Source organism: Spartinivicinus poritis (assembly GCF_028858535.1).
Taxonomy (GTDB): Bacteria; Pseudomonadota; Gammaproteobacteria; order Pseudomonadales; family Zooshikellaceae; genus Spartinivicinus; species Spartinivicinus poritis.
Map to the genome: position 1 here is coordinate 1 of NZ_JAPMOU010000052.1, position 23,819 is coordinate 23,819.

At 39.4% G+C, this 23,819-nt stretch carries 20 protein-coding genes; 3 read left to right on the plus strand and 17 right to left on the minus strand.

Annotated elements, in window-relative coordinates; genetic code table 11:
• From ORQ98_RS24335 to ORQ98_RS24400, 14 genes are all read right to left on the minus strand, one after another.
• Nucleotides 1-465, minus strand: a 465-nt coding sequence (locus ORQ98_RS24335) for a contractile injection system protein, VgrG/Pvc8 family (RefSeq protein ID WP_274691421.1), incomplete at its 3' end; no start/stop codon positions are given.
• A gap of 207 nt (nucleotides 466-672) precedes the next feature.
• Nucleotides 673-1,254 (minus strand): uracil-DNA glycosylase family protein, encoded by a 582-nt coding sequence (locus ORQ98_RS24340; RefSeq protein ID WP_274691422.1) that lies wholly within the window; start codon nucleotides 1,252-1,254, stop codon nucleotides 673-675.
• A 126-nt stretch (nucleotides 1,255-1,380) separates the two neighbouring features.
• Entirely contained in the window at nucleotides 1,381-2,040 is a 660-nt protein-coding gene (locus ORQ98_RS24345) for a peptide deformylase (RefSeq protein WP_274691423.1), read from the minus strand.
• A 569-nt stretch (nucleotides 2,041-2,609) separates the two neighbouring features.
• Nucleotides 2,610-3,086, minus strand: coding sequence for a hypothetical protein (locus ORQ98_RS24350; RefSeq protein ID WP_274691424.1), 477 nt, complete (start codon nucleotides 3,084-3,086; stop codon nucleotides 2,610-2,612).
• A gap of 959 nt (nucleotides 3,087-4,045) precedes the next feature.
• Nucleotides 4,046-4,777 (minus strand): cyclase family protein, encoded by a 732-nt coding sequence (locus ORQ98_RS24355; protein ID WP_274691425.1) that lies wholly within the window; start codon nucleotides 4,775-4,777, stop codon nucleotides 4,046-4,048.
• 66 nt (nucleotides 4,778-4,843) lie between these two features.
• The gene (locus tag ORQ98_RS24360; protein WP_274691426.1) at nucleotides 4,844-5,485 is read right to left on the minus strand and encodes an SMI1/KNR4 family protein; all 642 of its coding nucleotides are present in this window, start codon (nucleotides 5,483-5,485) and stop codon (nucleotides 4,844-4,846) included.
• Between the two features lie 162 nt (nucleotides 5,486-5,647).
• The gene (locus ORQ98_RS24365) at nucleotides 5,648-5,950 is read right to left on the minus strand and encodes a hypothetical protein (RefSeq protein ID WP_274691427.1); all 303 of its coding nucleotides are present in this window, start codon (nucleotides 5,948-5,950) and stop codon (nucleotides 5,648-5,650) included.
• A 131-nt stretch (nucleotides 5,951-6,081) separates the two neighbouring features.
• Nucleotides 6,082-6,990 carry an ROK family protein gene (locus ORQ98_RS24370; protein WP_274691428.1) on the minus strand — a complete coding sequence of 303 codons (909 nt, stop codon included), beginning with the start codon at nucleotides 6,988-6,990 and terminating at the stop codon, nucleotides 6,082-6,084.
• Between the two features lie 34 nt (nucleotides 6,991-7,024).
• Nucleotides 7,025-8,179, minus strand: a complete 1,155-nt coding sequence (nagA, locus tag ORQ98_RS24375; RefSeq protein ID WP_274691429.1) for an N-acetylglucosamine-6-phosphate deacetylase — start codon at nucleotides 8,177-8,179, stop codon at nucleotides 7,025-7,027.
• A complete protein-coding gene (gene nagB, locus ORQ98_RS24380; protein WP_274691430.1) occupies nucleotides 8,172-8,984 on the minus strand; it encodes a glucosamine-6-phosphate deaminase in 813 nt (270 codons plus the stop codon). Before nagB ends, nagA begins: the two co-directional genes overlap by 8 nt.
• A 41-nt stretch (nucleotides 8,985-9,025) precedes the next feature.
• Nucleotides 9,026-10,183, minus strand: a complete 1,158-nt coding sequence (locus tag ORQ98_RS24385) for an ABC transporter ATP-binding protein (protein ID WP_274691431.1) — start codon at nucleotides 10,181-10,183, stop codon at nucleotides 9,026-9,028.
• Between the two features lie 57 nt (nucleotides 10,184-10,240).
• Nucleotides 10,241-10,939 (minus strand): carbohydrate ABC transporter permease, encoded by a 699-nt coding sequence (locus ORQ98_RS24390; RefSeq protein WP_274691432.1) that lies wholly within the window; start codon nucleotides 10,937-10,939, stop codon nucleotides 10,241-10,243.
• A 431-nt stretch (nucleotides 10,940-11,370) separates the two neighbouring features.
• Entirely contained in the window at nucleotides 11,371-12,294 is a 924-nt protein-coding gene (locus ORQ98_RS24395; RefSeq protein ID WP_274691433.1) for a carbohydrate ABC transporter permease, read from the minus strand.
• 9 nt (nucleotides 12,295-12,303) lie between these two features.
• Entirely contained in the window at nucleotides 12,304-13,587 is a 1,284-nt protein-coding gene (locus ORQ98_RS24400; protein ID WP_274691434.1) for an ABC transporter substrate-binding protein, read from the minus strand.
• Between the two features lie 256 nt (nucleotides 13,588-13,843).
• Here ORQ98_RS24400 and ORQ98_RS24405 point away from each other — a divergent pair, with 256 nt between their 5' ends.
• The 3 genes from ORQ98_RS24405 to ORQ98_RS24415 all read left to right on the plus strand — a co-directional run bounded on the left by ORQ98_RS24405 (nucleotide 13,844) and on the right by ORQ98_RS24415 (nucleotide 18,135).
• Complete coding sequence (locus ORQ98_RS24405; RefSeq protein ID WP_274691435.1) at nucleotides 13,844-14,584, plus strand: GntR family transcriptional regulator; 741 nt, start codon at nucleotides 13,844-13,846, stop codon at nucleotides 14,582-14,584.
• Between the two features lie 523 nt (nucleotides 14,585-15,107).
• Nucleotides 15,108-17,174 carry a hypothetical protein gene (locus tag ORQ98_RS24410; RefSeq protein WP_274691436.1) on the plus strand — a complete coding sequence of 689 codons (2,067 nt, stop codon included), beginning with the start codon at nucleotides 15,108-15,110 and terminating at the stop codon, nucleotides 17,172-17,174.
• The gene (locus ORQ98_RS24415) at nucleotides 17,140-18,135 is read left to right on the plus strand and encodes a hypothetical protein (protein WP_274691437.1); all 996 of its coding nucleotides are present in this window, start codon (nucleotides 17,140-17,142) and stop codon (nucleotides 18,133-18,135) included. Before ORQ98_RS24410 ends, ORQ98_RS24415 begins: the two co-directional genes overlap by 35 nt.
• Before the next feature lie 216 nt (nucleotides 18,136-18,351).
• Here the strand turns inward: ORQ98_RS24415 and ORQ98_RS24420 are convergent, their stop codons facing one another.
• The 3 genes from ORQ98_RS24420 to ORQ98_RS24430 form a co-directional block, all read right to left on the minus strand.
• Nucleotides 18,352-21,354, minus strand: coding sequence for a GH92 family glycosyl hydrolase (locus ORQ98_RS24420; RefSeq protein ID WP_274691438.1), 3,003 nt, complete (start codon nucleotides 21,352-21,354; stop codon nucleotides 18,352-18,354).
• A gap of 178 nt (nucleotides 21,355-21,532) precedes the next feature.
• Entirely contained in the window at nucleotides 21,533-22,900 is a 1,368-nt protein-coding gene (safD, locus tag ORQ98_RS24425) for a sulfoacetaldehyde dehydrogenase SafD (RefSeq protein ID WP_274691439.1), read from the minus strand.
• Between the two features lie 14 nt (nucleotides 22,901-22,914).
• Nucleotides 22,915-23,667 (minus strand): sulfite exporter TauE/SafE family protein, encoded by a 753-nt coding sequence (locus tag ORQ98_RS24430; RefSeq protein ID WP_274691440.1) that lies wholly within the window; start codon nucleotides 23,665-23,667, stop codon nucleotides 22,915-22,917.
• Nucleotides 23,668-23,819: the final 152 nt, after the last annotated feature.

Genomic DNA, 23,819 nt, shown 5'->3' on the forward strand with positions numbered 1-23,819 from the left:
TGAGTCCGACTCTTCATATTGGGTGCAATAAACCCGAGTGGGTAAGTCGGTAGTGATTTGAAAGCTAAAGTCGTCTGCAGTCAGGCCGGCATTTTCCAGCACTTGCTTAATAATACCTTCCGCCGTGAGTTGCTGGAAAATTTTGAGGTTAATTCGGTAATGTAGTAGTGCAAATTTAGGTACTAACTCAAACACATACTTACAAAACCTGTCACCTATGAGATCACCCACTGACATGGCATGAACAATACCATTTATATAACGTGGTTGCTCAGGCTCACGAATAACCAGCTGGGCGGTTTGCTCTAGTATGTCGTCAAACTCCAAATCAAAGTTTTCACAAGCAACCACAATGGTAAAAATAAATGGGCGGGAAATCCCTTCACGGCCATCAAACCTGACTACTCGTAATTCATCTTCTATGCCCTTGATGGTGAAGGTAAAGCGGCTAGTATTCCCTACCATAATAAAGCCCTCAGACAAGTAATAAGGCTTCTGTAAAAGCTGAGAATTATGGGATGGAATAGCAAGGTGAAGGGCACTAACTGCAACATACAACACTACACTCTAGTTGACCAGCAAATACGAGGGAGTGGCTTTGAAAACCACCTCACTAGAAGTGTAGTTAAAGATCCCTCTAATGGGGCAAGTCCGTTACCTCACAATAACTGTTTAGCTGCAAAAAACCTTTTGCACTTGCTCACGCAGACTGGGTACTACCTCTTCCTCAAACCATGGGTTTTTCCTTAGCCATAAAGTATTTCTGGGTGAGGGATGAGGTAATGGAAACAGGTCGGGTAAACATTGCTGCCAGTTTTTTACCCGTTCTGTTAGGGTTTTATAGTTATCCTGTAAATAATATCGTTGGGCGTATTGGCCAATTAATAGGGTTAACCGAATCTCTGGCATTAGCTGTAATAATGGATGATGCCAGGTTGGTGCACATTCAGGTCTGGGTGGTAAATCACCACTTTTTCCCTTTCCTGGGTAACAAAACCCCATTGGCATGATGGCGATTTTTTCTACATCATAAAAGGTGTCTCGATCCATCGCTAACCAGCTCCGTAATCGATCACCACTAGGATCATTCCAAGGAATTGACGTATTATGGACTTTAGTCCCTGGTGCTTGGCCAATTATCATCAGCCTGGCAGTTTCACTTACCCTTAGGACTGGATTAGGCCCTAAGGGCAGCTCTTCCTCACAGCGTCGACAAGCAGTTACTTGTTCAACCAGCTGAATAAGCTTAGGCATAGATTTCTTAGACATGGCAGCGTAATCAATATTGCTTGGCTAGTAATATTGAAACACTGACCAGGATAGTCCTGCAAATACTTTTTTCACCCAAAAACCATTCGCATTGGGTATAAATCACTACATTTAACCCGCTTTGTCCGTACTTGTTTTAACCGTTTTTTTGGGGAGATCTTTCAGCAGTTTCAAGGTGTCTTTATTTTTAACCAAATCAATATACAACTTGCCATTTAGGTGATCGGTTTCGTGCTGAAGCACCTGGGCAAAAAATCCGGTTGCAATGCCTTCTACTTTATCGCCAGCCAACGTAGTATAACTATAATGTACTTTTTTATAGCGAGGTACCTTAGTACCATAAAAGTGAGGGACAGAAAAACACCCTTCAGCCATTTCATGTACATCATTATCAACAGGCGTATATTCAGGGTTTATTGCAACTGTCCAGGGAATACTCTCAATATTTTTATCCTTTAACTTGTCAGGAATATTCTTAGGGATTTGAAAAACAAAAATTCGTTTGCTAATACCAATTTGTGGCGCTGCCAAACCAACCGCATGGTTGCCCTTTTTTACTTCTGTCAATAAGCGATTAGCAATGGTCTCAGTTTCTTCAGAATTAATAGCAACCGTAGCCGCTGTTTCTCGCAAGACACCCCCCGTGTAAGTGAAGTTATTAATATTGACTGCTGTATCAGCTGTTTTTGCTGCCTGCATATTTGAGCAAGCAGAGGCAGACACCGTAGTCATTATAACAGCAACTTGAAAAGCTTTCTTTTTAATACACATCAAACCAAACACCTTTTACAGACCAGAATTCACTTGGCAGTGACCCAAAAAAACACCAATCTAAGCTTACTTATCATGTTGATAAGTAAGCTTTATTTATATTAGTCACACTCATCAATCAATACTTTTTACAAAAACTTACATCTCAATTTTATAATTCTTATACCCAATGCGAAGAGTTTTTAGGTGAGGCCATCAAGTGACGAAGCCCCATGAGCCTATATATTAATAGGTGATTGGGGTGAGGAACGAAAATAACAAAACCTAAAAATCATTCGCGACGGGTATATACTAATATTGATATATAGAGCAGTTATTATTTTTCAATAACAGACTCAACTTATAAGCAGAACTATCTATTTAGCTATATTTTTTACTAAAAAAGCAATTCAAAAAATTGATTTTTTGTCTCAGAACCTGTTAACACTAATTTTATTACTATTGATGTATAGAGATAGGGGCTAGCTTTACAGTAGCAAGCTAGCCCCCTAAAAATTATTCGCTTTAACTACAGAAATAAATTCACACAGCATTTTTAATTATTTATTTTTTTGAGGTCAATTGGTGTATCAACAAAAATAAGGTAGTTGAATCCAACCAGAGTCTGGATCATTGCCAAAACAATCTAACCCTGCAAATATTTCATATCGATGCGTCGCATTATGTCCACAATAACAGGGCATACAACCTTCAGGAAAGCTTACCGCCTGAACCCACTCATACTCTGTATCAGCAACTAAAATTTGCTCCTCACTCACTATGTATTCATCTTCGTAAGTTATATGTGATCTGTTTTCACAATCAGTGACTGAACGGCTGTCACCTACATGGTCAGTTTCGGTATAAGTAACATCAACTTCTACTTCTTCTATACCTCTGACTTTTAAATAAACTTTATCTACTTTTACCTGCTCACTTTTAGTGGTAGCACGAATAACAACATTAAAAGGTTCACTAATCTTTGGCTCTTCAAACTCTACTGATACCTCAGCAGCGCCACCTGTAACCATATTAATTGCCGACTTCAATTTACCAAGAACACTCATAGCAGCCACCTTCCATTCCGTTTTTTCAAGAACTAGCTTTCACTATAGTATGCTTTTACAAATAATTGTGACCTATGAGTTAAATAGGCATTTAGCATTCTTATATTTTTTTTCTTTAACAGAGTATTAACAAAAGCGCCTTATTAAAAACCATCTATATTATTTTTCAATAACCAGTTTTAATACTGCAGTAAAAGAGTTAAAGCAAGCATTGGGAATGATTGATTACCTACCCCACTCTTTTCAAGATGATCAAAACAGCATATGCGGTATTTCTGCTGAAATCATCCAGGCGCTTGCTATGCAGTTAGGGCGAAAGCAGCAACCTATACAGGTGTTCTCCATGCCTTATAATACATATACAGCTTTCAGTAGATACTCTCTGTTGTAAAAAGCTTCACTTCAACAGTGAAGCTTTTTTACACTTAGAAATACACAGTTTCATTAATGCAAAAATCGTGATCACACCTTGGACAGTTTGATTTTATTTTTAGATCCGATTGATTTGTTGCAGGAATTAACTCATCTTGTTCCAAGATTTGATACTCTTCAGTATCCATAAAATCGAAACGCGATTTACATTCGGGACAATTCACCCAAAGTTGAATGCTCCACTCAGCTGTTACCGCTACCATCTGCTCCCCCTACAAGATACCCTACTCGAATAATTTTTAGGGCTTTATTTTCACCGATCAACGGCTGCCCTTAAAAAAATTCACTTTGGCTACAACAACTAGCACTACCACTTAGCGAGTGATACATAGACCACTAGAATATACCCAACATGTTGGATATAACCCCCTGCCCATTGGATATAATTAAAGCGTCCTTATTTCAAAAATTTTACGTTATAGAATTGCCAGTTGTTATTGGCATCACATAAATAACTAAAAACAAATCCATAATCAAGCAGTCGTATAATTTTTTTAATTTAAAGGGGGCCTAAGAGGGAAAATCGTTCAAAATATCGCCGTTACTGCAACTGGACTGCCACTACCACCCACTAATTTTAATAGTCCAATCATGAGCATAATGTCAGTAGCGGGTAATTGATTTAGGTTGGTCAGATTTTCCACTGCAAGCCTTTGATTAGACAACAAAGCCTGGTTAATTCCAAAGTGGTTATCATGAGGAGAATCTAGTCCATGAGTATCAATTCCTACGCCTGTTATATTTCGTTGATGGATTAAAAATTCGACGGCCTGCTGCGAAATGCTGGGAAACTGCGCAATTTCTTCAACAATATTAAAATATTTTTCGGGGTCCAACCAATACTCCGACCAACCCGTCAAAACCAATACAACCTCTCCTTCACTAATAGGGCGATGGTGCTGCTCCCAGCGTAAAATATCGCCAACGGTTAGTTGATAAGTTTCCTCCAGCTTTACTGACTCACTGATATCAATACAAACGGCAGGTACTAACCAGTGACTGCGATTCATTGAAGCGATATCTGCTGCTTGTTCCGTGAAACTCAGTGCTGAATTTACATGTGTTCCACTGTGTTCACCCATGGAAAAGCTTCGTAAAAAATAGCCTTCTGCTAAGTAGTCAGCCACCAGGCTAAACTCAACCTGAGGATCACCGGGCCACAGAGGAATATTGGAATCAATGGGATGACTTAAATCAATTTGTTGGCGCTCAAGTAGTTGGTTAATCCATGTAGTAGGATGAGATGCTTTTTCAGTCACCACAGCGTCCCTTCAAGTAAATGTCTACAGCTCTGACTAACCATACAGATTAGACATAAGCGTGAGTTATTTATGTTTTTTTACCACGCTTAAAATATCATCTTCTTTAACAATCTGATATATCCCCTGCTCTAAACCATCAGCGTATTTTTTTAATAAGTCATTAAATGAGCTGGCCAACAGCTCACGACATAGCGGCTCTTTGCTGTCAATAAACACTTGTCCAGGTTTCCCGGTGGAAGTTGGGTTTAGGTCAATAAACACCTCATAAAGACCTGGGTCGGCAGCAATGGGAATCCAGTTAGAATCATAAAATACAGGTTGTACTTCTGGGCATTGTTCAGCCAATTGTTGTAAAGCCTGATCATCTTCCAGATCTTCAACACAAACTATCAATTGATTACGGTAAGCGACTATTTCTTCTGTGGGTAATAAATCACCATGAAATGGCATAATGCCACAGACTAATGGCACCTCATCTTCTTGCTTCGCTTCTATTGAGCCAGGATCACAGCTTAAGCTGCCTTCTCCATCATGAATAGCTAAAAAAGCTTTATAGTCTTCTGGCAAATTCAAGCCAATGGCTGATTGCAGCTCGTTAATTGCCGTATTACTGGCCCCTGCTCCCAGGCTTGCCAGAAAAGCCGGTTCATTTTGTTTAAACCAGCTTTCAATGCGCCGCCATTGTTCCTCAACAGATGTTGTCATTGTGCTCCTATCACTACCTGATTACACACTTTACAAGATTACAGCTAACTATTGAGTGCACCAGCTATAACACAACAAACCCAAAAGATGCAGCAACACAATTTGTACTTCATCTTTTAGTGTAGTGCCCAACACCAATTTATTACAAAAAATGGCATTAAGTTACTCACCTTCACCAATAGGTTCTTTAGAAGTAGATAAAAAGCCTCTACCTTGAGCAAAGTAGATATAGACAGGCTTTTCATTACGCAGTACATCTAAAATGTTTTCAAACATTGATGATGGCAAGTGCATGTAAATGATATCACCACGCTGGTAATCATTTTCATACTCCATACCCGCGTCATTAAACCGTAAAAATGCCTTGGTTTTACCATCATTACCATATAAAGCAATTTGAGCCCGATTAGTCTGATAACCCTCTGGACCACCATAAAATAAAATGTGGTAGCTTTTGACTTCCATTGTCATCCCCTTTTTTGTAAGACAGATAGTAGGCATAAGCAATCGCTATCGACAACTAGTGCAGCATGTCGCGAAACGATGCAACACTAGTCTAATTTTAGCTTAGCAGTCAGCGATTACACTGCAAGTGACTAAAGCCTGCTACCCAAGTAGGCAGCGCCTCTAACACCACTATCGGCTCCAAATTGACTTGCCTGTAATTGGGTGGAAGGGTTACTAATCAGGGTATACTTTTGCCAGTTTGCAATAACGGCAGGATAAAATTCAGCTACTTGTGATAGGCCTCCCCCTAAGATGATCGTATCTGGGTCGATAAAATTAATTATCATTGCCAAGCTGGCAGCTAAACATTCGATATAACACTCAACCACTTGGGTAGCAGCTGAATCACCCTGCTGCCAAGCAGCAACAACCGCTTCAGCTGACAAGGTTTGACCTGTAAAAAAACTGGCTAAATTTTGTAGGCCTGTACCTGAAATATAGGTGTCAATACAGCCTATACGCCCACAATTACAGTTTAATTCTGGTAAATTAAGCTGTTTAACAGCAGCAGAGCAACCAAGTAATGGCAGCGGCTGATGACCCCATTCACCAGTCAGTCCATGCTTGCCTTCAATTAAGTGGCCATTAACAATCAGGCTTCCACCTACCCCAGTGCCTAAAATCACAGCAAAAATTGTTTTATTATGTTCAGGGGCTATTGCTACTGCCTCAGCAATTCCAAAGCAATTAGCATCATTGGTCACCACTAAAGGCCGCTTGATTCGTAATTGCAACTGCTGTTTAAATGGCTGCTGATTAACTGCTGGAGCATTGGCTGCATACCAATGTTCACCATCTGTACAGCCTGGCGCTCCAATCCCGATTGTTCCTCTTTGGCCATATTGAGAGTCATGCTGATTAACCAGGCCTTCAATTAAATCCAATAAATCAGAAAACCTGGAAGGTGTTGCTAAACGTTGATAAGCAATCTGGTGAAATTGTTGATCAAATACCGCAAAACTTATTTTGGTACCACCAATATCAAACCCGTAGTGCATTAATTAGTATTCCATCAAAAAATCATATAATCATTTACTTGGCGGTGTTTGGAAAGATCACCCCATCACTTACCGTGGCTAATACGTCCAGTGCTTTATCAAGCACTGTTACGCAAGCACGAAAACCAGGTTTTAATTGGCCTAATTGCTTTTCTTGTTTAATAGCAGTTGCCGGATATAAAGAAGCCATCCGCAGTGCCTCATCCAACGGTAAGTCTGTCATCTGAAGTATATTCTTTACAGCCTGATTCATACCCAAATGGGCACCTGCCAACACCCCTTGTTGGTTAACACAACGTCCATCGCTGACTTCTATTCGTTCACCATCTAACATAAACCAGTGACAATCTTCAGCCCCTACAGTCGCCATTGCATCCGTCACTAAAAATACTTTACCAGGTGGCTTGCACTTAATGGCCAACTGCATATTGGCTGGGTGAATATGATAACCATCAGCTATAATATCCACCCAAACCTGATCATTGGTTAATGCAGCACCCACCAAGCCAGGCTCCCGAGTTGTCATAGGTGACATAGCATTATAAAGATGGGTAACACCAGTTATACCTGCATTAAAACCCACATTTGCTTGTTGCTCTGTTGCATTAGAATGGCCAGCAAATAAAATAAACCCTTCAGCAATCAGCTGCTTAATAACCCATTCATCAGTCAGCTCAGGGGCCAATGTCATTAACATAGTACCACTGACTAATTTTGGTAGCTGACTGACAACACCTGTAGCCAATTGACACATTAAAGCTGGTTGATGGGCACCTTTTCGTTGGGGGTTTAAAAATGGCCCTTCTAAGTGAATGCCTAGGATACCCGGCATATTGAGTGCAATGGCTTCATTGACTACAGCTACTGCCTCTTTCATTAACTCCCAAGGGGCTGTAATCAATGTTGGGAGCATCATTGTAGTACCATGCTGACAGTGCGCTACCAGCATTTTCTCTAAAGCTTCCAGAGTAGGCTCATTATTAAATAATACCCCACCACCACCGTTCACCTGCAAGTCAACAAACCCTGGCGCCATAATGCCTTCATAAGTAAAGCGAGCCAGCTCAGTGGGCAGCTTAGCTATAGGCAATACCGCTTTTATTTTGGTATTCGCTATCCAGAGCGCATAATCTTCATACCATTGTTCACCATCAAATAATTGAGGAGATATTAAGGCATATTCACTCATAACTTGTTGTGTAACCCTCTCCTGATTGAGTGAAAAGGGTATCACAGGCTTGTTTAGCAAATTGGTAATAGTCTTGCATTATGAGTTCACTAGCAGCTTGTTGATCTAAAACAATGGTCGCATATTGGTGTAGCTGCAAACAAGATGCAGGACACATTGCACATACAGGTCCCTCAATCATAGCTTTCACAGCCTGCGCCTTATTGGTTCCAGTCGCTAACAACAATACTTGCCTGGCTTGCATTATGGTTTTAATACCCATGGTAATAGCATGGGTTGGTTGGTATTCCCCTGAACGAAAAAAGCGCTGGTTATCTGCTTTGGTAGCATTGGTAAGTGCTTTCACTCGAGTAATGGAATTCAAACTGGATGTAGGTTCATTAAAACCAATATGACCATTCCTGCCTATACCTAACAATTGTAAGTCAATCCCTCCTTTTTCATGGATCAGTTGCTCGTAGCGGATTGCTTCTTGCTGCACATCAACTGCATCACCATGGGGTATATGGGTATTAGCAGGATCAATATCGATAAAATCAAATAACTGGGTCTTCATATAATAATGATAGCTTTGGTTATGGCTAGCTGAAACCCCAACATACTCATCTAAATTAAAGGTTGTTATTTGAGAAAATGATAAGTGCTGCTGCCGATAGCATTTAATTATTTCTTTATATAAAGCAAGAGGCGTACTTCCTGTTGCTAGCCCCAACACAGCGGTAGGTTTTGTTTTAATTAATGCCTCACATACATTAGCCCCATAACAGGCTACCTGCTCAGCTGTTGGTAAAATTATGACTTCCATTAGAGGTCCATCAGGAAAATATCATTGGCTAACTATTTTTTTCAAGCAATTTGAGCAGACTCATCCTTTGCTGCTGCGTCTTTTTTAACGGAAATAGATTGTTTTAGCTGTTCTTTAACTGATGTTTTTAGTGAGCGCCCATTTTCAGCAAATAAATGAGCACGTGATAAGTTTAAAACTAACCCTATAGACTGCCCTACAAAACAAGGCTGATCAGCAGTCACTCGCACAATCATATTATAATCATGAGACAAACTAACATAAATATAACTATCACACCCAAGAGACTCTTTCATGATTATTTTTCCAACCATCGTTGCCTGTTTATGGTTGGTTGTCACTTCTACATCCTCAGGTCTGATTCCCAGTTTTACTGTAGTAACGGCTGTATTTGGTTGCCAAGGCCATCTTATTGATTTAAATAAAGCTGAAGAAAGTGTTATTTGCTGACCACTAGTCGATAGCTCAGCGGGTAATAAATTTATTTTCGGCGAACCAATAAATTCCGCAACAAACTGATTTACTGGGTGGTGATATAAAGTAAGCGGATCGCCTACTTGTTCTATTTTACCTTCATTTAGCACCACAATTCGATCAGCAAGCGTCATCGCCTCTACCTGATCATGGGTAACATAAATCATTGTTGATGATAGTTGCCGATGAAGCTTTGCAAGTTCCAGCCGCACTTCAGTACGTAAAGCAGCATCCAAATTAGAAAGCGGTTCATCTAATAAAAACACTTTTGGCTTTCGCACCATTGCCCGCCCTATAGCCACTCGTTGTCGCTGACCGCCAGACAACTCAGCAGGTTTTCGTTTTAAATATTGCTCTAGCCTTAATACTTTCGCAGCATCATCAACTCGTTGTTGTATATCAAGCTTACTTAATTTTGCTTGTTTTAATGCAAGCGCCATATTATTAAAAACGGTTAAGTGAGGGTATAATGCATAGGTCTGAAATACCATGCCTATCCCTCGTTTAGCAGGAGGCAAATGACTGACATCTTTATTATCAATAAGAATTTTACCTGTCGTCTGCTGCTCCAAACCTGCAATCATTCTTAATAAGGTAGACTTACCACAGCCAGATGGCCCAACAAAAGCAACAAACTCGCCTTCATCAATGGCCAACTCAATATTGTCCATAACAGAAATGCGGTTATAGGCTTTACTAATATTTTTCAGCTGAATAGTAGACATTATTTAACCTTAATTTATCCTCCTCTCCCTCTGGGAAAGGGCTGGGGTGAGGGTATTTTATTTTACTGCTCCCGATGTTATTCCCCTGATTAACTGCTTTGAAAAAATAATATACAGTATCAATACTGGCACCAATGCCAAGCTCAACGCAGATAAAACCGCATTCCAATTTGTTACAAACTGTCCAATAAACTGCTGGGTACCCAATGTTACCGTTTTAACCTCATCGCCAGGTGCTAAAATAAGTGGAAACCATAAATCATTCCAAATAGGTATCATGGTAAATACGGCTACAGTGGCTAAAGCAGGTCTTATTAATGGCAATACAATACGGAAAAAGATTGCATATTCACTTAACCCATCAACCCGCGCAGCATCTTTTAAGTCTGACGATAACTGCCTCATAAACTCCGTTAAAATAAATACAGAAAGTGGCAACCCTTGCGCGATATACACACAAATTAAAGCAAATAATGTGTTTTCTATACCAACATCTACAACAAAATCTAAAATACCAACAGTACCTAAACGGATGGGGATCATAATACCAATAGCCAGATAAAGTCCAAGCAAAGTATTCCCTTTAAATTTGTACTCTGCTAATGCATAAGCCGCCATAGCTCCTAACAGCAATACAAAAAACAGCGCTAAGACAGTGACAATAATACTATTAGAAAAATAACCAATAAAATCTCCCTGTTCTAATACTGTCTGATAACCCACTAAAGAGAAACTTTCCTGGGTGGGCAAGAGCATTGGTTCTTTGAAAATATATTTTTTAGTTTTAAATGAATTGATAATCACCAATATTAAGGGCATGATACAAATTAGTGTATACACAATTAATATCAAGTGAACAGATAAGTGACTTGTAAACTTGTTACCCTTATTCATTAACATTAGTCCTTTATACAGGATGCTTTTTATAATTTTTTTTGCTGCCCAACTATTGTTTTTAATACCTTATTCTTTTATATGGATTGGATAGAAACCCAACCTCCCCCTTTGAAAAACGGGAAATGAGGGGGATTTCATGAAAGCTCGTCTAAAGCACCTCAAACAACTTGCTTGTCTATTATGATCAAATTTAAATCCCCCCTACCCCCCCTTTTTCAAAGGGGGGGGGATAAGAACCGCGATACAACTTTACTTATCCTTTCACAGTAGTATTTACAAAATCCCTATTGCTATAACTCATATCGAGTCAGCTTTCGTTGAATAAAAAATAAGTAAAGGCAAACTCCGCATAAAATAATAAAAAACATCGTTGAAGCGATAGTTGCTCCCATTGAGGGGTTACCTAACTGCAGCTGATGACCAAAAAAAGTACGATATAAAAAGGTACCTAAGATGTCTGTTGAATAGTCTGGTCCTGCAAGTGCTCCTTGAGAAACATAAACAAGATCAAACGCATTAAAATTACCAACAAAGGTCAAAATTGTCACAATACCTAATGTTGGCAAAATCAATGGTAATTTAATTTTCCAAAAAATGGCCCAGGCATTTAAACCATCGCAACGAGCTGCTTCAATAATTTCCTCAGGTATACTTAATAAGGAAGCATAAATTAGCATCATGGGAATACCAACAAATTGCCACACTGATACCAATGCTATTGTTGTAAGTGCCGAGTTTTCAAGCCCTAACCAAGGTGCATACCAGTCACCTAAACCTATGACAGATAGCAAACCCTCTGATACCCCCCATAATGGGCTTAATACCAGTTTCCATATAAACCCTACTAACACAAAAGATAACAATGCGGGTAAAAAGATAGCCGTTCGATAAAAGCTACGCCCTGGCAACCAACGAATACTTAACAAAGCTGCTATCATTAAACCTATAGGATTTTGCACCAGCATATGTACGAGAAAAAAATAACCATTGTTAGCAAAGGCATTCCAGAACTGCTCTGACCAGGTCGCGTCAAAAAATAGTTGAAAGTAGTTCGCCAGCCCAACAAACTGCATTTCTTCCTGGCTGTTTGTTTGAAAGAAACTTAGCTTTAAGCTCTCTATCAGTGAATAAATCATAAACAAGCTATAAATAACCAATGCAGGTGCAATAAAAAAAGGAATATGCCAACGCTTGTTTAATTGATTGCTTAACATGCTAATTCCCTATTGCATCTTTTCTTCAGCTTTCGCTAATTTTGGTTTATACCAACTATCCAACCCTTTTTGTAATTTCTTTGCTGCCTTTCCAGGCTGCTCTGTTTTATTAAGTATATTAGCGCTTACTGACCACAATTGAGTTTCAAGATTAGGCGTACCTCTTGATAAAATTTGATAGGAGTTTCTAATTGTTGACCGGCATTTACTCCGCCATCCAATAAATGTTTTAGCAAGTGGATTGTTTAACAAAATCTGGTGGTTTGATAAGCTAAAAAAACCCGGCAGAGCATTTGAGTAAAGCTCAGCGAACTCTTTACTACCCAACCAATTTATAAACACTTTTGCTGCTTTTATATGTTTACTTTTACTATTAATGCCCATCCCTATATCAGTGTGATCACTTATATAGCAAATATCACCTTTAGTCGGCACAGGTGGTTTAAATGCTCCTAACTCAAAATCCACTTCTTTACTAAAGAAACCAATTTCCCAAGAGCCAGCAGGATAAATAGCAGCTCGCCCTAAACTAAACTGTGTTTGGCTATCTGAATAAGTTTGAGCTTGATAGCCTTTCGCCAAATATGGCTGCCACTTACTTAAAGCAGTTAATGCATTAACATAAGGAGTATCTGAAAGCTTTTGAGTACCATTAATCAATGCTTTTCTGCCTGTTTCTCCCTGCCAATAGTTAGGCCCAATATTCTGTAACCCCATTGTCGCAGCTTCCCATTGATCAGCTGTTCCCATTGCTAAAGGGATGTAATCACCTTGGTCTTTTATTTTTTCTAATGTTGCAAGAAACTCGGCTTCTGTTGTAGGTTCTTGTAGTTTCAGCTCATTAAAAACCTGCTTATTATAAATAAAACCGTGAATAACCGACGCAACAGGTATGCAAAAGGTATCCTTTCCGTCATCCGTTTGCCAGGCCAACTTAGCCATCGTTGAAAAATTAGTCAGTGTAGATACATCGTCTAATTTAACTAGTTTGCCTTTTTGGTATAAACGTAGGCTTGTATCAAATGGCCTACAAGTGATTAAATCACCAGCAGTATCCGACTCAAGCCGTGCGTTTAGTGCTGCATTGTATTCGGCAGGAGACGTAGGTGAAAACTTAAGCTTGATATTAGGGTGTTTTTTTTCAAATGCAGGTATAATCTGCTGCTGCCAGATGACTCGATCATCTGACCGCCAGCTCTCAATTGTTAATGTGGTAGCTGCTGTGCAAGTAAAGGGGAGGATGGTACCTAAGCAAAACAATGACCTAAGGGTATCTTTAATTGTAGTTTTCATGAAGGTCCCTTATTATAGTTATACTAATATACGACGTTAGTTTTATGTTATTATTATACTGCTTTTGCTTACTTTAGTTTTATTCGCAGATTTTCTATTGGTATGCTTCAATTGAGACTATTTTTATTTAACATACTATATTGTTAAAAGTATCTGCCAGATATTACCAATGTCAACAAAAAAAATACCTATTTCACCTTGGTACCTTATTGGTATTTTATTTTGTCGCTTTATTACAATCTTGTGAGAAATTACCATGACTGTATCGCTACAGGAAATTCAACTTAATACAGATAATAGCACCCCTCTGTATCGGCAGCTTTATCAACAAATTCGTGAGTTAGTTGAAAAAGGCAAATGGCCGGCTGAAACAGCTCTACCGCCAGAAAGAGACCTTGCAACCAACCTGGGAATTTCTCGCATTACTGTCAGGAAAGCAATGGCCGCCCTGGCAAACGACCGTTTGATCTACAAACGTCAAGGCGCGGGAAGCTTTGTAAGAGGTATGATTCATGGCAGCTATGGTGTACTCAGTAACTTTTCTGATGATATGCGCTCTAAAGGGCTGACACCATCTTCTACCACACTTGAAGCAGATACTTTGATGGCTTCTCCAGAAATTGCCCTCACATTAGGACTTACCCCCGGCAGCATGGTTTCTAAATTGGTAAGGCTGCGGTTTGGAGATGATGAGCCTTTTGCTTATGAGGAGACTATTGTTCCCCAACAATTACTTGATGACCCAAAAGCACTGGATGGTTCTTTATATAACTACCTGCGTGAAAATGGTCATGAACCAGTTAGAGGTTTGCAAAGAATACGTGCTATTGCTGTCAATGATACTATTGCACAACATCTTAAAATTGAGCCTGGACTGCCAATATTTTTTATTACACGAACTGCTTTTAACAACCAAGGCACACCCGTGGAGTTTACAAAATCATACTATCGCGCTGACGTTTTTGACTTTGTTGCAGAACTAAAAGGTCTCAATTAGTTTTCCTAATGAAGAGCACCTTTTGAATTTAATAAACCAACTGGTGCTCTAAAAAGGTATAGCCTTTCTAATACATAGTCTCTCAAATACATAGTATTTACTTAGGAAGGCAGACAAAATAGCCATTATAGATTGGCCTTAAAAATTTACCTTATTTTAGACTGGATGAATGTTTTTGGTCACTCTGCTTTTGCAGCGGCAATAATTCACAAAATATTTTTTATCTACTTCTCATACTATAATCAAAGTGCTAAGCCTTCTCTATTGATAACTGATAGGTAAAATGCCTCTTTGTTACTTCTGATTTATTATTTTGCCTATAAGTTTGCATGTTACTAACTGGTAGCTTTAAGGAAACCTATGAAAAATAAGATTCCTTTCACAGATCAACCAAAAAGGGTCAATAACCCGTCCTGCTTTTGCCGTACAATTCTACCTTCTTAGTGCTTAGTGATGTGTTCTTGCTTACAGGATGCCTCTCTAGATACCATGGATTTAATTGATGTCTTTTTAGGCTGTTGTAATGAAAACCGTTCAGTTTTGTCTCTTCACATTGCTAATTTTGCCCTTTTTCAGCTGTTATGCCAGCAGTGAAGAAGAGACAACCAATAGTGAAACTGAGTCCACTACTTCAGTTAGCAACCAGTCCTCAGCTATAGAGTATATTAATAGCAAAGACTTTACGCTAAAGCGCCCGACTGACAACTGTCAGTTAAGATTACCTTACCTAAGATACAGTGCTGATGAGCAGATTACCCTTCAGTCTGACAGCCTTTCTTGCCAAGATGGTTACTTAAGTGGCAAAGGCAAGGTAGAGCTAGTTGATAACAAAGGCACTACCTTAGAAACCTTTCATGGCTTTTTTAAACGCGGGTTTGTATTTTTTAACAGTAAATTACAGTCCTTCCCGATCACAGCCCGCCGCAAACAGTTTGAAGAAGAACAGCTAGTTCTAGAGCTTCCTCCTATCGTCACTGACAATGATGAAAAGTTACCTGTTTATGCCATTTTGGCCCAATCTGAAAATCGCTGGAGCGTACTCAACCCAACACTTGTAGTAGTATCTGCAGATGACACCATTAGCAAAAAGCAAATTCAAAAAATTGTTACAAATGCTAAGACAAGGGTGAAAGCACTCTCAGCAAGTGATCATTTTCAAATTTATCTGGTTACCCAATTAGCGTTTAACCAACCCTTAGTTGAAAATGCCATTTACCAAGGAGCCATCAAGCTATCCAATGAACCAGGTAGTATTGAGCGTACCACCGAGAAGTGGTTTGCAGAGGAAGAGCAGCGACTAAAAGATCAAGCTCATTATCGCCAACAACAGCTTTTCAACATTCCAGCTACACGTTATGAAGAAATTGAAACAGGTATTATTGATGCGGCCAGCCCAGACCTACTCTATTCTGCTGAGTGGGAAAATACGGGACCTGCTGGTTACCAGTTTCTTCCCTTTGATGTTGCTGGCTGGCAGCCAGACTTAGCCAACCAAGAGCTCATTACCAGCAAACAAGCTAAACAATACACTCTTTATAATGTTGCTGAAACATGCTCAATTAACCTACCTAAATTAAAAGGGCTAGCTGAGCCTAAAGGCCCAATAGCTGCTACCAATCTTCCCTGTCGTAATAACCAGTATTATGGCGGCGGCAGCCTAAGATTGAGTGATCAAAAAACAGCCATCACGGGTTTTTTCTATCAGGGAATACCATTTAGTGATGACCTGATTAATGGTTATCCTTTAGCCTATCGTTTTAATACTAAAAGTCAGGCTATGTTGGCTGTTTATATTGGCTCTACCCCCTGGCTGGCTACTCATTACTATGCACTGTTGGCATTTGACAAGCAGGCTCTGGTATTTAATACCACTCCTATTAAAGTAGCAGCGATAACTGAAGATGCCCGCTGGTATACCGACCCAACCTTAGAAGGTTTAATGGTAGAAGAAGCAGCACGCCTGATTGATCAGTTCAGCCAAGGAAAACTAAGCGAAATCAGCTTAGTTGGTTATGGCCTGTTTCGCTTTCCAGTGCCTAATCAAAACCTGCTGCATTATCAAACTCACCTGCAAAAAGAAGAAAACCAATGGACTCAAGTTGCCAATAGCACTAGCAATCATGTTCTCATCCGCTATCAACAACAACAAGTTCGCTTGACCAATATGCAAAAAGATTGGGGCATGTTAAAGCAAGCCAATTTCTACCAAAAAATAAACTACTTACATAAAGAGTTTTTGTTTGAAGATACTCCGATGGAACTTGCTGCTGCTTCACTCATTACAGGCAAACCCTGGGCTGGCGCTACAGTGGTACGTGTAAACAACTTGCAAGGATTAGACGCCAGTACTGACTGGCCATACCCAATTAAGCTTGAAAGCGGTGGACATATTGACTCTGAAGGCTGGTACATCATCAAAGGTCGAGTCAGTGCAGAAGAGCTTGCTAACAGTTTACTACCAAAGCCCATTATTTCTGTTACTGAAGCCATTGCCTGTGAAGAAGACCAGTGCAGTGAGTACAACAATATTATCAATCTTGTTCGGCAAAAATATAATGAACTCGAGTGGTCACCAAAGGAAAATCAATAACCTGTCAGTCTATATGCGCTACTTAAAAATTATCACTATATTACTAATTCTTACTGGTGGAGTTTATGCTGGCTGGTCACTAATGCAGCACCGTGCAGAAGAGCAATTTAAGTCTGCCCTTTATCAACAAGGCTTGTCGAAGTACATTCAATATGAAGAGTTGTATTACGACCCTTGGGAAAAACAGCTGCAAATATCGGATGTTGAATTAGTTTTTCAAGCAAAGCGCTCTTTTCTTGGCAAGCGGCCCAAAGTAACGTTTAAAGCCGAAGAAGCTGTCACCAACTTGAATCAATTAGAAGCAGCAACACTCAACCATGGTTATATTGAGTTGAAAGGCTTTAAACTGGATTTAGATAAGCACGGTAAGCTTTACGCTGCATTATTTGGTAAAGAAGCTGTCATTGCCTTAGTTGGCATGGGCTATAAACAAATGGCTACCGATATACATATTAAATGGAAGTATGATCCATTTAAGCAAACCTTTGCTTTTAAGGGTAATTTAACCAGTGAAGAGTTTGGTCACCTTAACTTAAGTATTAAACTCAACTCGTTGGATAACCTGATTAAGCACATTGCAGGTTACCGAGGCAAGACCCAAAAGCTTCCAGCAGCCATCGAAAAACGACTTAATCATGGAGAATTAGTTAGCTTCAAGTTGTCTTATGAAGATACTGGTATGGCTAAACGCTGGCTTACCTGGTATCCCTATGCAGAGCCATTACCACCAGGTTACCAATACTCATCTGTGATTCCAGACAACTACTACTCAAAAATTTCCCGACAAATGAAGCAGTCAGGAGTAAGCGCTAAACTTGCTGATGCTAATGCTCAAAAAATAAAAGCCTTTATTCAAAAGCCGGATGAACTCACTCTGGAAACAACAAACTCAGAACCAGTTATTATTGATGTAAATAACTGGCATAAAACAATAGAAGAGTTAGGGCTAACATTACAGTAATGTAACCTTCACAAAAACTACTTTTTTTCTCCTTTGATGAGTGTCGTGAAAGTCATATACCCCCTTTGAAAAAGGGGGTAGCGAGATGACAAAATAGTTCTACCCTCTTCTCCAGGGTGAAAGGGCGCTAAAAACATCTTTCGCAACCACGCCCTAGGAAAAGAAGCAACAGTTATCGGCTATTTATCCACTCGAATCTATTAAAAAAGAAACGCCTTATTCAACCAAATCAAACACCACCTCATCAGCAAAAATAAAACTAGGCTTTCCTGCCCCCGGGTGCCAATCTGGGCAATTACCAATAATTTCTCCTGTTATACGGATATATTGAAATGCCTCTTCATCAACAAGTTTTACTGTAGGGGTAAATACTTCTGCTGGCCTGAAGTCACCTGGTGTTTTATAAGGAATATTTTTGACTTGTTTAAATGACTCACCATCGGTTGAAATAGCATAAGTGACATTTTTAGGTAAAAAAATCCAGGATCGGCTATCCTCTAAAAAACGAGTGGCTACGGAATTTACTTTTCGAAGCGTTTTTAAATCAATAGTTACATCAAAATTTACATTATAAAAGCCTTGCCAGTTTGGGTGCCTGAAGTTCGTGCTACCAGTTTGAAAGTCCACTAAACTGATAGCACCATTAGCAGGATAAGACGGCGTATATTCCGTATGGTAGGTTACACCAAATTGATAAGGTATTTTTATGTATTCTAAAGATTGTATATAACTAGGTAAAAAGCCTTCCTTTACTGCCAATGCTTTTAATACCGTTGTATCTGTAAATGTTAACGGCTGAGAATAAACTGGCGATTGTTGAGTAGGCTGCTCCCCATTTGTTGTATAATGTATTTTCACCCCTGGCTCTGTACTGTTAACTGCCACATTAACTGAGTCATAAAAATTCTTACTTGGCGAATTAAATAAAGGTACTGGCGTTAAAGGCTCAAGTTGCTGATAGTGTTTTGGGCGATGACTTATCGAAGCACCAAACTCTGGGTTCGACTCTGCTGCCATATAAAATACCAGCTCACCGCCTGCTACAATATCCTCATGTCGTATATAACTATAAGGATAGTCGTTACCATTTAGCTCCACTCGGTCAATATAAAAGTTATCGGCTGTTAGCCCTTTGGCTTTTATTGTAAAAGTTTTACCGTCTTCCAGCGGCAGGCTTACTTGATTAAAGCGAGGGGTACCCAATACATAAATATCACTGCCAGGCGCAACAGGATAAAAGCCTAGTGCACTAAAAATATACCAAGCAGACATTTGACCACAATCCTCATTGCCACTTAACCCATCAGGTTTAGTAGAATATAACTTCGTCATTATTTGATTAACTTTTTCCTGTGTTTTCCAAGCAGCACCAGCAAAACTATACAAATAAGCAATATGGTGACTAGGCTCATTCCCATGAGCATATTGACCAATCAACCCAGTAATATCCTTTCCAGGTATCTCTGATACTGTATTAAACATCTCATCCAGCTTCGCGATAAATCGTTCATCTCCACCTAGCTTACCTATTAACAACTGCACATAATGAGGCACAAAAAAGTTATATTGCCACCCATTCGCTTCTGTGTAATGAACCGTGGGTCGTTTAGGGTCAAATGGTTCGATCCAGTTGGTGTACTGCTTTGGCCGTATAAAGCCAATGGTAGGATCATATAAGTTAACAAAAGCCTGTGCTCGCTTACGGTATAATTGCCAGTCGTCCAGATATCCCATCGCTTTAGCCATTTGGGCAATTGCCCAATCATCAAAGGCATATTCCAAGGTAATTGATACGGATTCTCCTTCTTCTTCCGCCATAATATGCCCAAGTTTACGGTACTGAGCCAAACCACGATAATCACGGTCCATTGCAGCTTTTATCGCTTGATAAGCTAACTGATTATCAAACCCCTTAATACCTTTAATGTAGGCATCTACAATCACAGGGATAGAATGTTGACCAATCATGGTACCAGTCTCATGACCTGCTAACTCCCAAATAGGTAAATGGCCACCCTGCTGATACATGGTTAACATGGTATTAATAAAATCTGATGTTCTTTGTTGATCGATTAAAGTTAGCAGTGGGTGTTCAGCACGAAACGTATCCCATAATGAAAAAACTGTATAATAATTAAAATCTCTGGTTTTATGGATTTTTTTATCATGTCCTTTATAGCTACCATCCACATCATTAAAAACATTGGGTGCCAGCATAGAGTGATAAAGTGCTGTATAAAAAGTCTTTTTATTGGCTGGGTTTTCCTCCTTGCCAAGCTGAATTCGCTTTAGCTCATTTTCCCAGGTAAGTTCTGCAGCTCGTTTGGCTCTATCAAAATCAAAATGAGGCATCTCAGCCATCAAGTTTTGCTCTGCCCCTGCTAAACTAGTATGAGAAATACCCACCTTAACTTTTACTTCTTCAGTTTTTTTAGGAAAAGAAAAATAGGCAGCAATGCTTTTACCGTTTACTTTTTTTGTATTTTCTAACAGCGCCCTGCCTTGCTTAATGCCATATTGTTTGACTGGCTGAGAAAACTCCATTACAAAGTAAACCGTTTGATCCTGAGCCCAACCGTTGGTTTTACGATAACCTTTCACCCTGTAAGGGCTGATTACTTCCAGCTGTAAATCAATAATTTCATCAGAGACTACCCCATGGCGTAAATCCAGAATCATGTTCGCTTGCTTATCTACAGGATATTGATAACGATGAACACCTACGCGATGAGTAGCCGTCAACTCTGCATTAATATCATAATCTAGCAGTTTTACTTGATAATAGCCCGGTGACGCAGACTCCTGATCATGTTCAAACCTTGACCGATACCCCGTTTCTGGTTGCTCTTCAGATCCCTGTTCTAATTGAACAACGCCTGTCGTTGGCATTAATAAAATATCGCCATAGTCACCTACACCAGTACCACTTAAGTGAGTGTGAGAAAAGCCAATTATTGTGTTATCTGTATAATGGTAGCCTGAACTGGCATCCCAATTATTTTGCCGTGTATCTGGGCTTAATTGCACCATACCATAGGGCATAGTTGCACCAGGATAAGTATGACCATGCCCACCTGTACCAATAAAAGGGTCCACCCAGTCAATGAAATAGTCTGGTCTCCTCTCCTGAGCATGACTAATGCTAATAGCAGTTACTACAAATCCTGCAGTAAAAAAAAGTACGCCAACTAATTTATTTCGGAAAACTTTTTGTCTCATCCCTGTCATCACACCTTTTCTCTAGTTTAAAGGGAGTCGTGAAAGTACTTCAAATTAAATCCCTTCTCCTCCGTGGGGGAGAAGGGATTTAATTTGAAGTACTTTTGCGACATCCTTGTTATCAAAACCAACTATTAAAACAGGCGTTGTATATATTTTTATGACAATGGCAGTTTATTTATATTACCAGTGTTTTCTGAATACTCATTTCCCGTATAGCATAGTAAATACCCTCCCGGCCAACACCACTGGCTTTTACGCCACCAAATGGAAAATGCTCTGCTCTAAAACCAGGGCCATCATTAACAGCCAAGGTACCAACTTCAAGCTGTTCAAATAAATCTTTTGCTAAATTAATAGACTCAGTAAATATTCCTGCCTGCAAACCGTAAGGATTGTCATTGATCAATGGAATAATATCATTTATTTCATTAAATGCATGAATAGGCATAACTGGCCCAAATGTTTCATCTTTTACCAATTCACTATCAGTTGCTACATTTTCTAATATTGTTGGGTAAATAGTATTATTGTCTCGCTTATTTCCAAGTAATACTATTGCGCCTGATTCAACTGCCTGATTAATACGTTGCTCCACCACATCAGCTGCCTGTTTATTAATTAGTGGTCCCACAAAGGTTGCCGGATCAGCTGGGTCTCCAACCTGAAGCGCAGCTGCCTTTGCTAGTAACCCTTCAACAAATTGAGAATAGATAGCTTGATGAACATAAATACGTTTTGCAGCCGTACAACGTTGTCCTGCCGTAGCAAACCGCTGGTTAATTGCTGCATTAATAGCAAGCTCGATATTTCCATCCGGCATGATAACCAGCGGATCATTACCTCCTAATTCAAACAATAACTTTTTATATCCTGCCCTGTTTGCAATGGCTTCACCAGCCTGGCTGCCGCCAGTAAAATTAATGGCTGCCACACGAGGATCCGCAATTAACTCACTTAACACAGGAATATCTGGCACTACCAGTTTCAGCGCATTCTTCGGTATACCTGCTTCATAGCAAAGATCAACCAGTAATTTGGCTGACAGATAATTCTGTGGTGCTGGCTTAAACAAGATTGGATTGCCTGCAGCAAATGCAGGCCCTATTTTATGCATGGCAATATTTATTGGAAAGTTAAAAGGGGTTACACAAAGTACGACACCTATCGGCCTCCAGCAAACTAAGCCCCATTTACCACGTTTTGGTGAGTAAGCATCTGAATCTAATAACTCACCATCAATTTTTCTTACCTCAATAGAACAGGCTTTGGTAGTGTTAACTGCTCTATCTAGTTCAACCCTGCTATCACTAATGGTTTTACCTGTTTCTTGAGTGATCAAGTCAGCAAGTTTCTCTTTATGCTCTGTTAAGAGCTTTCCCAACTTTTCTAAAATCTCAGAACGTTCTGCAGCACATAAAAGCGCTATGGTTTGCTTACTGCTATCGACGAGTGATAATGCACTTTCAACCTCTGTTGCTGATGTATAGTTAAACTCACCAACTAGATTGTTGTTATAGGGGTTAATTATTTGATAATCCATCATTACTTCCTCGTATATTAATTAATTAGTGTCAACAACTGATAACCGAGTCGAATACCTGCAATCAATAGCACTAGTTTCAACAATATAAAGAAAAACTGTTTATTTATTTTTTGGAGTAATTTAATACCCAGATAGTTACCTGCTGCACAGGCAGCCAGTAGCAGTAAAATTATTTCTAAATGATCCAAAAATGAAAACCCCAAGTACATATAAGCAGGAATCTTCAACAAGTGAGTAAAACATTGCATTGCTGATTTATTGGCAACAACCTCTTCTTTACTAAAGTCATCACGCACAAAAAATACGGCTAGCAATGGATCAATTGCACCGACTAATATACCAATTATCCCTGTTGCCACACCAACATACAGAAAATTACTATCCTTAATCACCAGGTTGGGAAGTTTATTTGGTTTAAATACAGTGTATGTAATTAAAACCAGCAAAATAAAGAGTGGAATACTTTCATTAACCAACTGTTCTACCACTATCACACAGGCAATAGTGCCAAATAATGCACCGATACAAAATGGTATAACGATACGCCAACGGATACTGGTTAATAAAAAGTAAATTCTGATTAAGTTATTACCAAACTGAACAATACCATGTAATGCCACCAGTGGACGTAAAGGTATGACCGTATTCATTGCAGCAAAAAGCAACATCCCGCCCCCCATACCAGTAACCGTTGATGTTAATGATGCAACAAAAGCCACCAAGGAAAGCAATACTACTGTTGTGATACTTAAGTCGATAACTTCCAAGCGGTTTACTCCTGGGCTAGCAGTGCAAAATAACAATTATAAGGCACTTCTATATTTACTAGAGTTTTTTCCTATTGATAGAGCCAACTTTTATATTTAGTTGGTCCAGCAACTGGACCAAATGGCACCAATTATCTGGCTCTACATAAAGC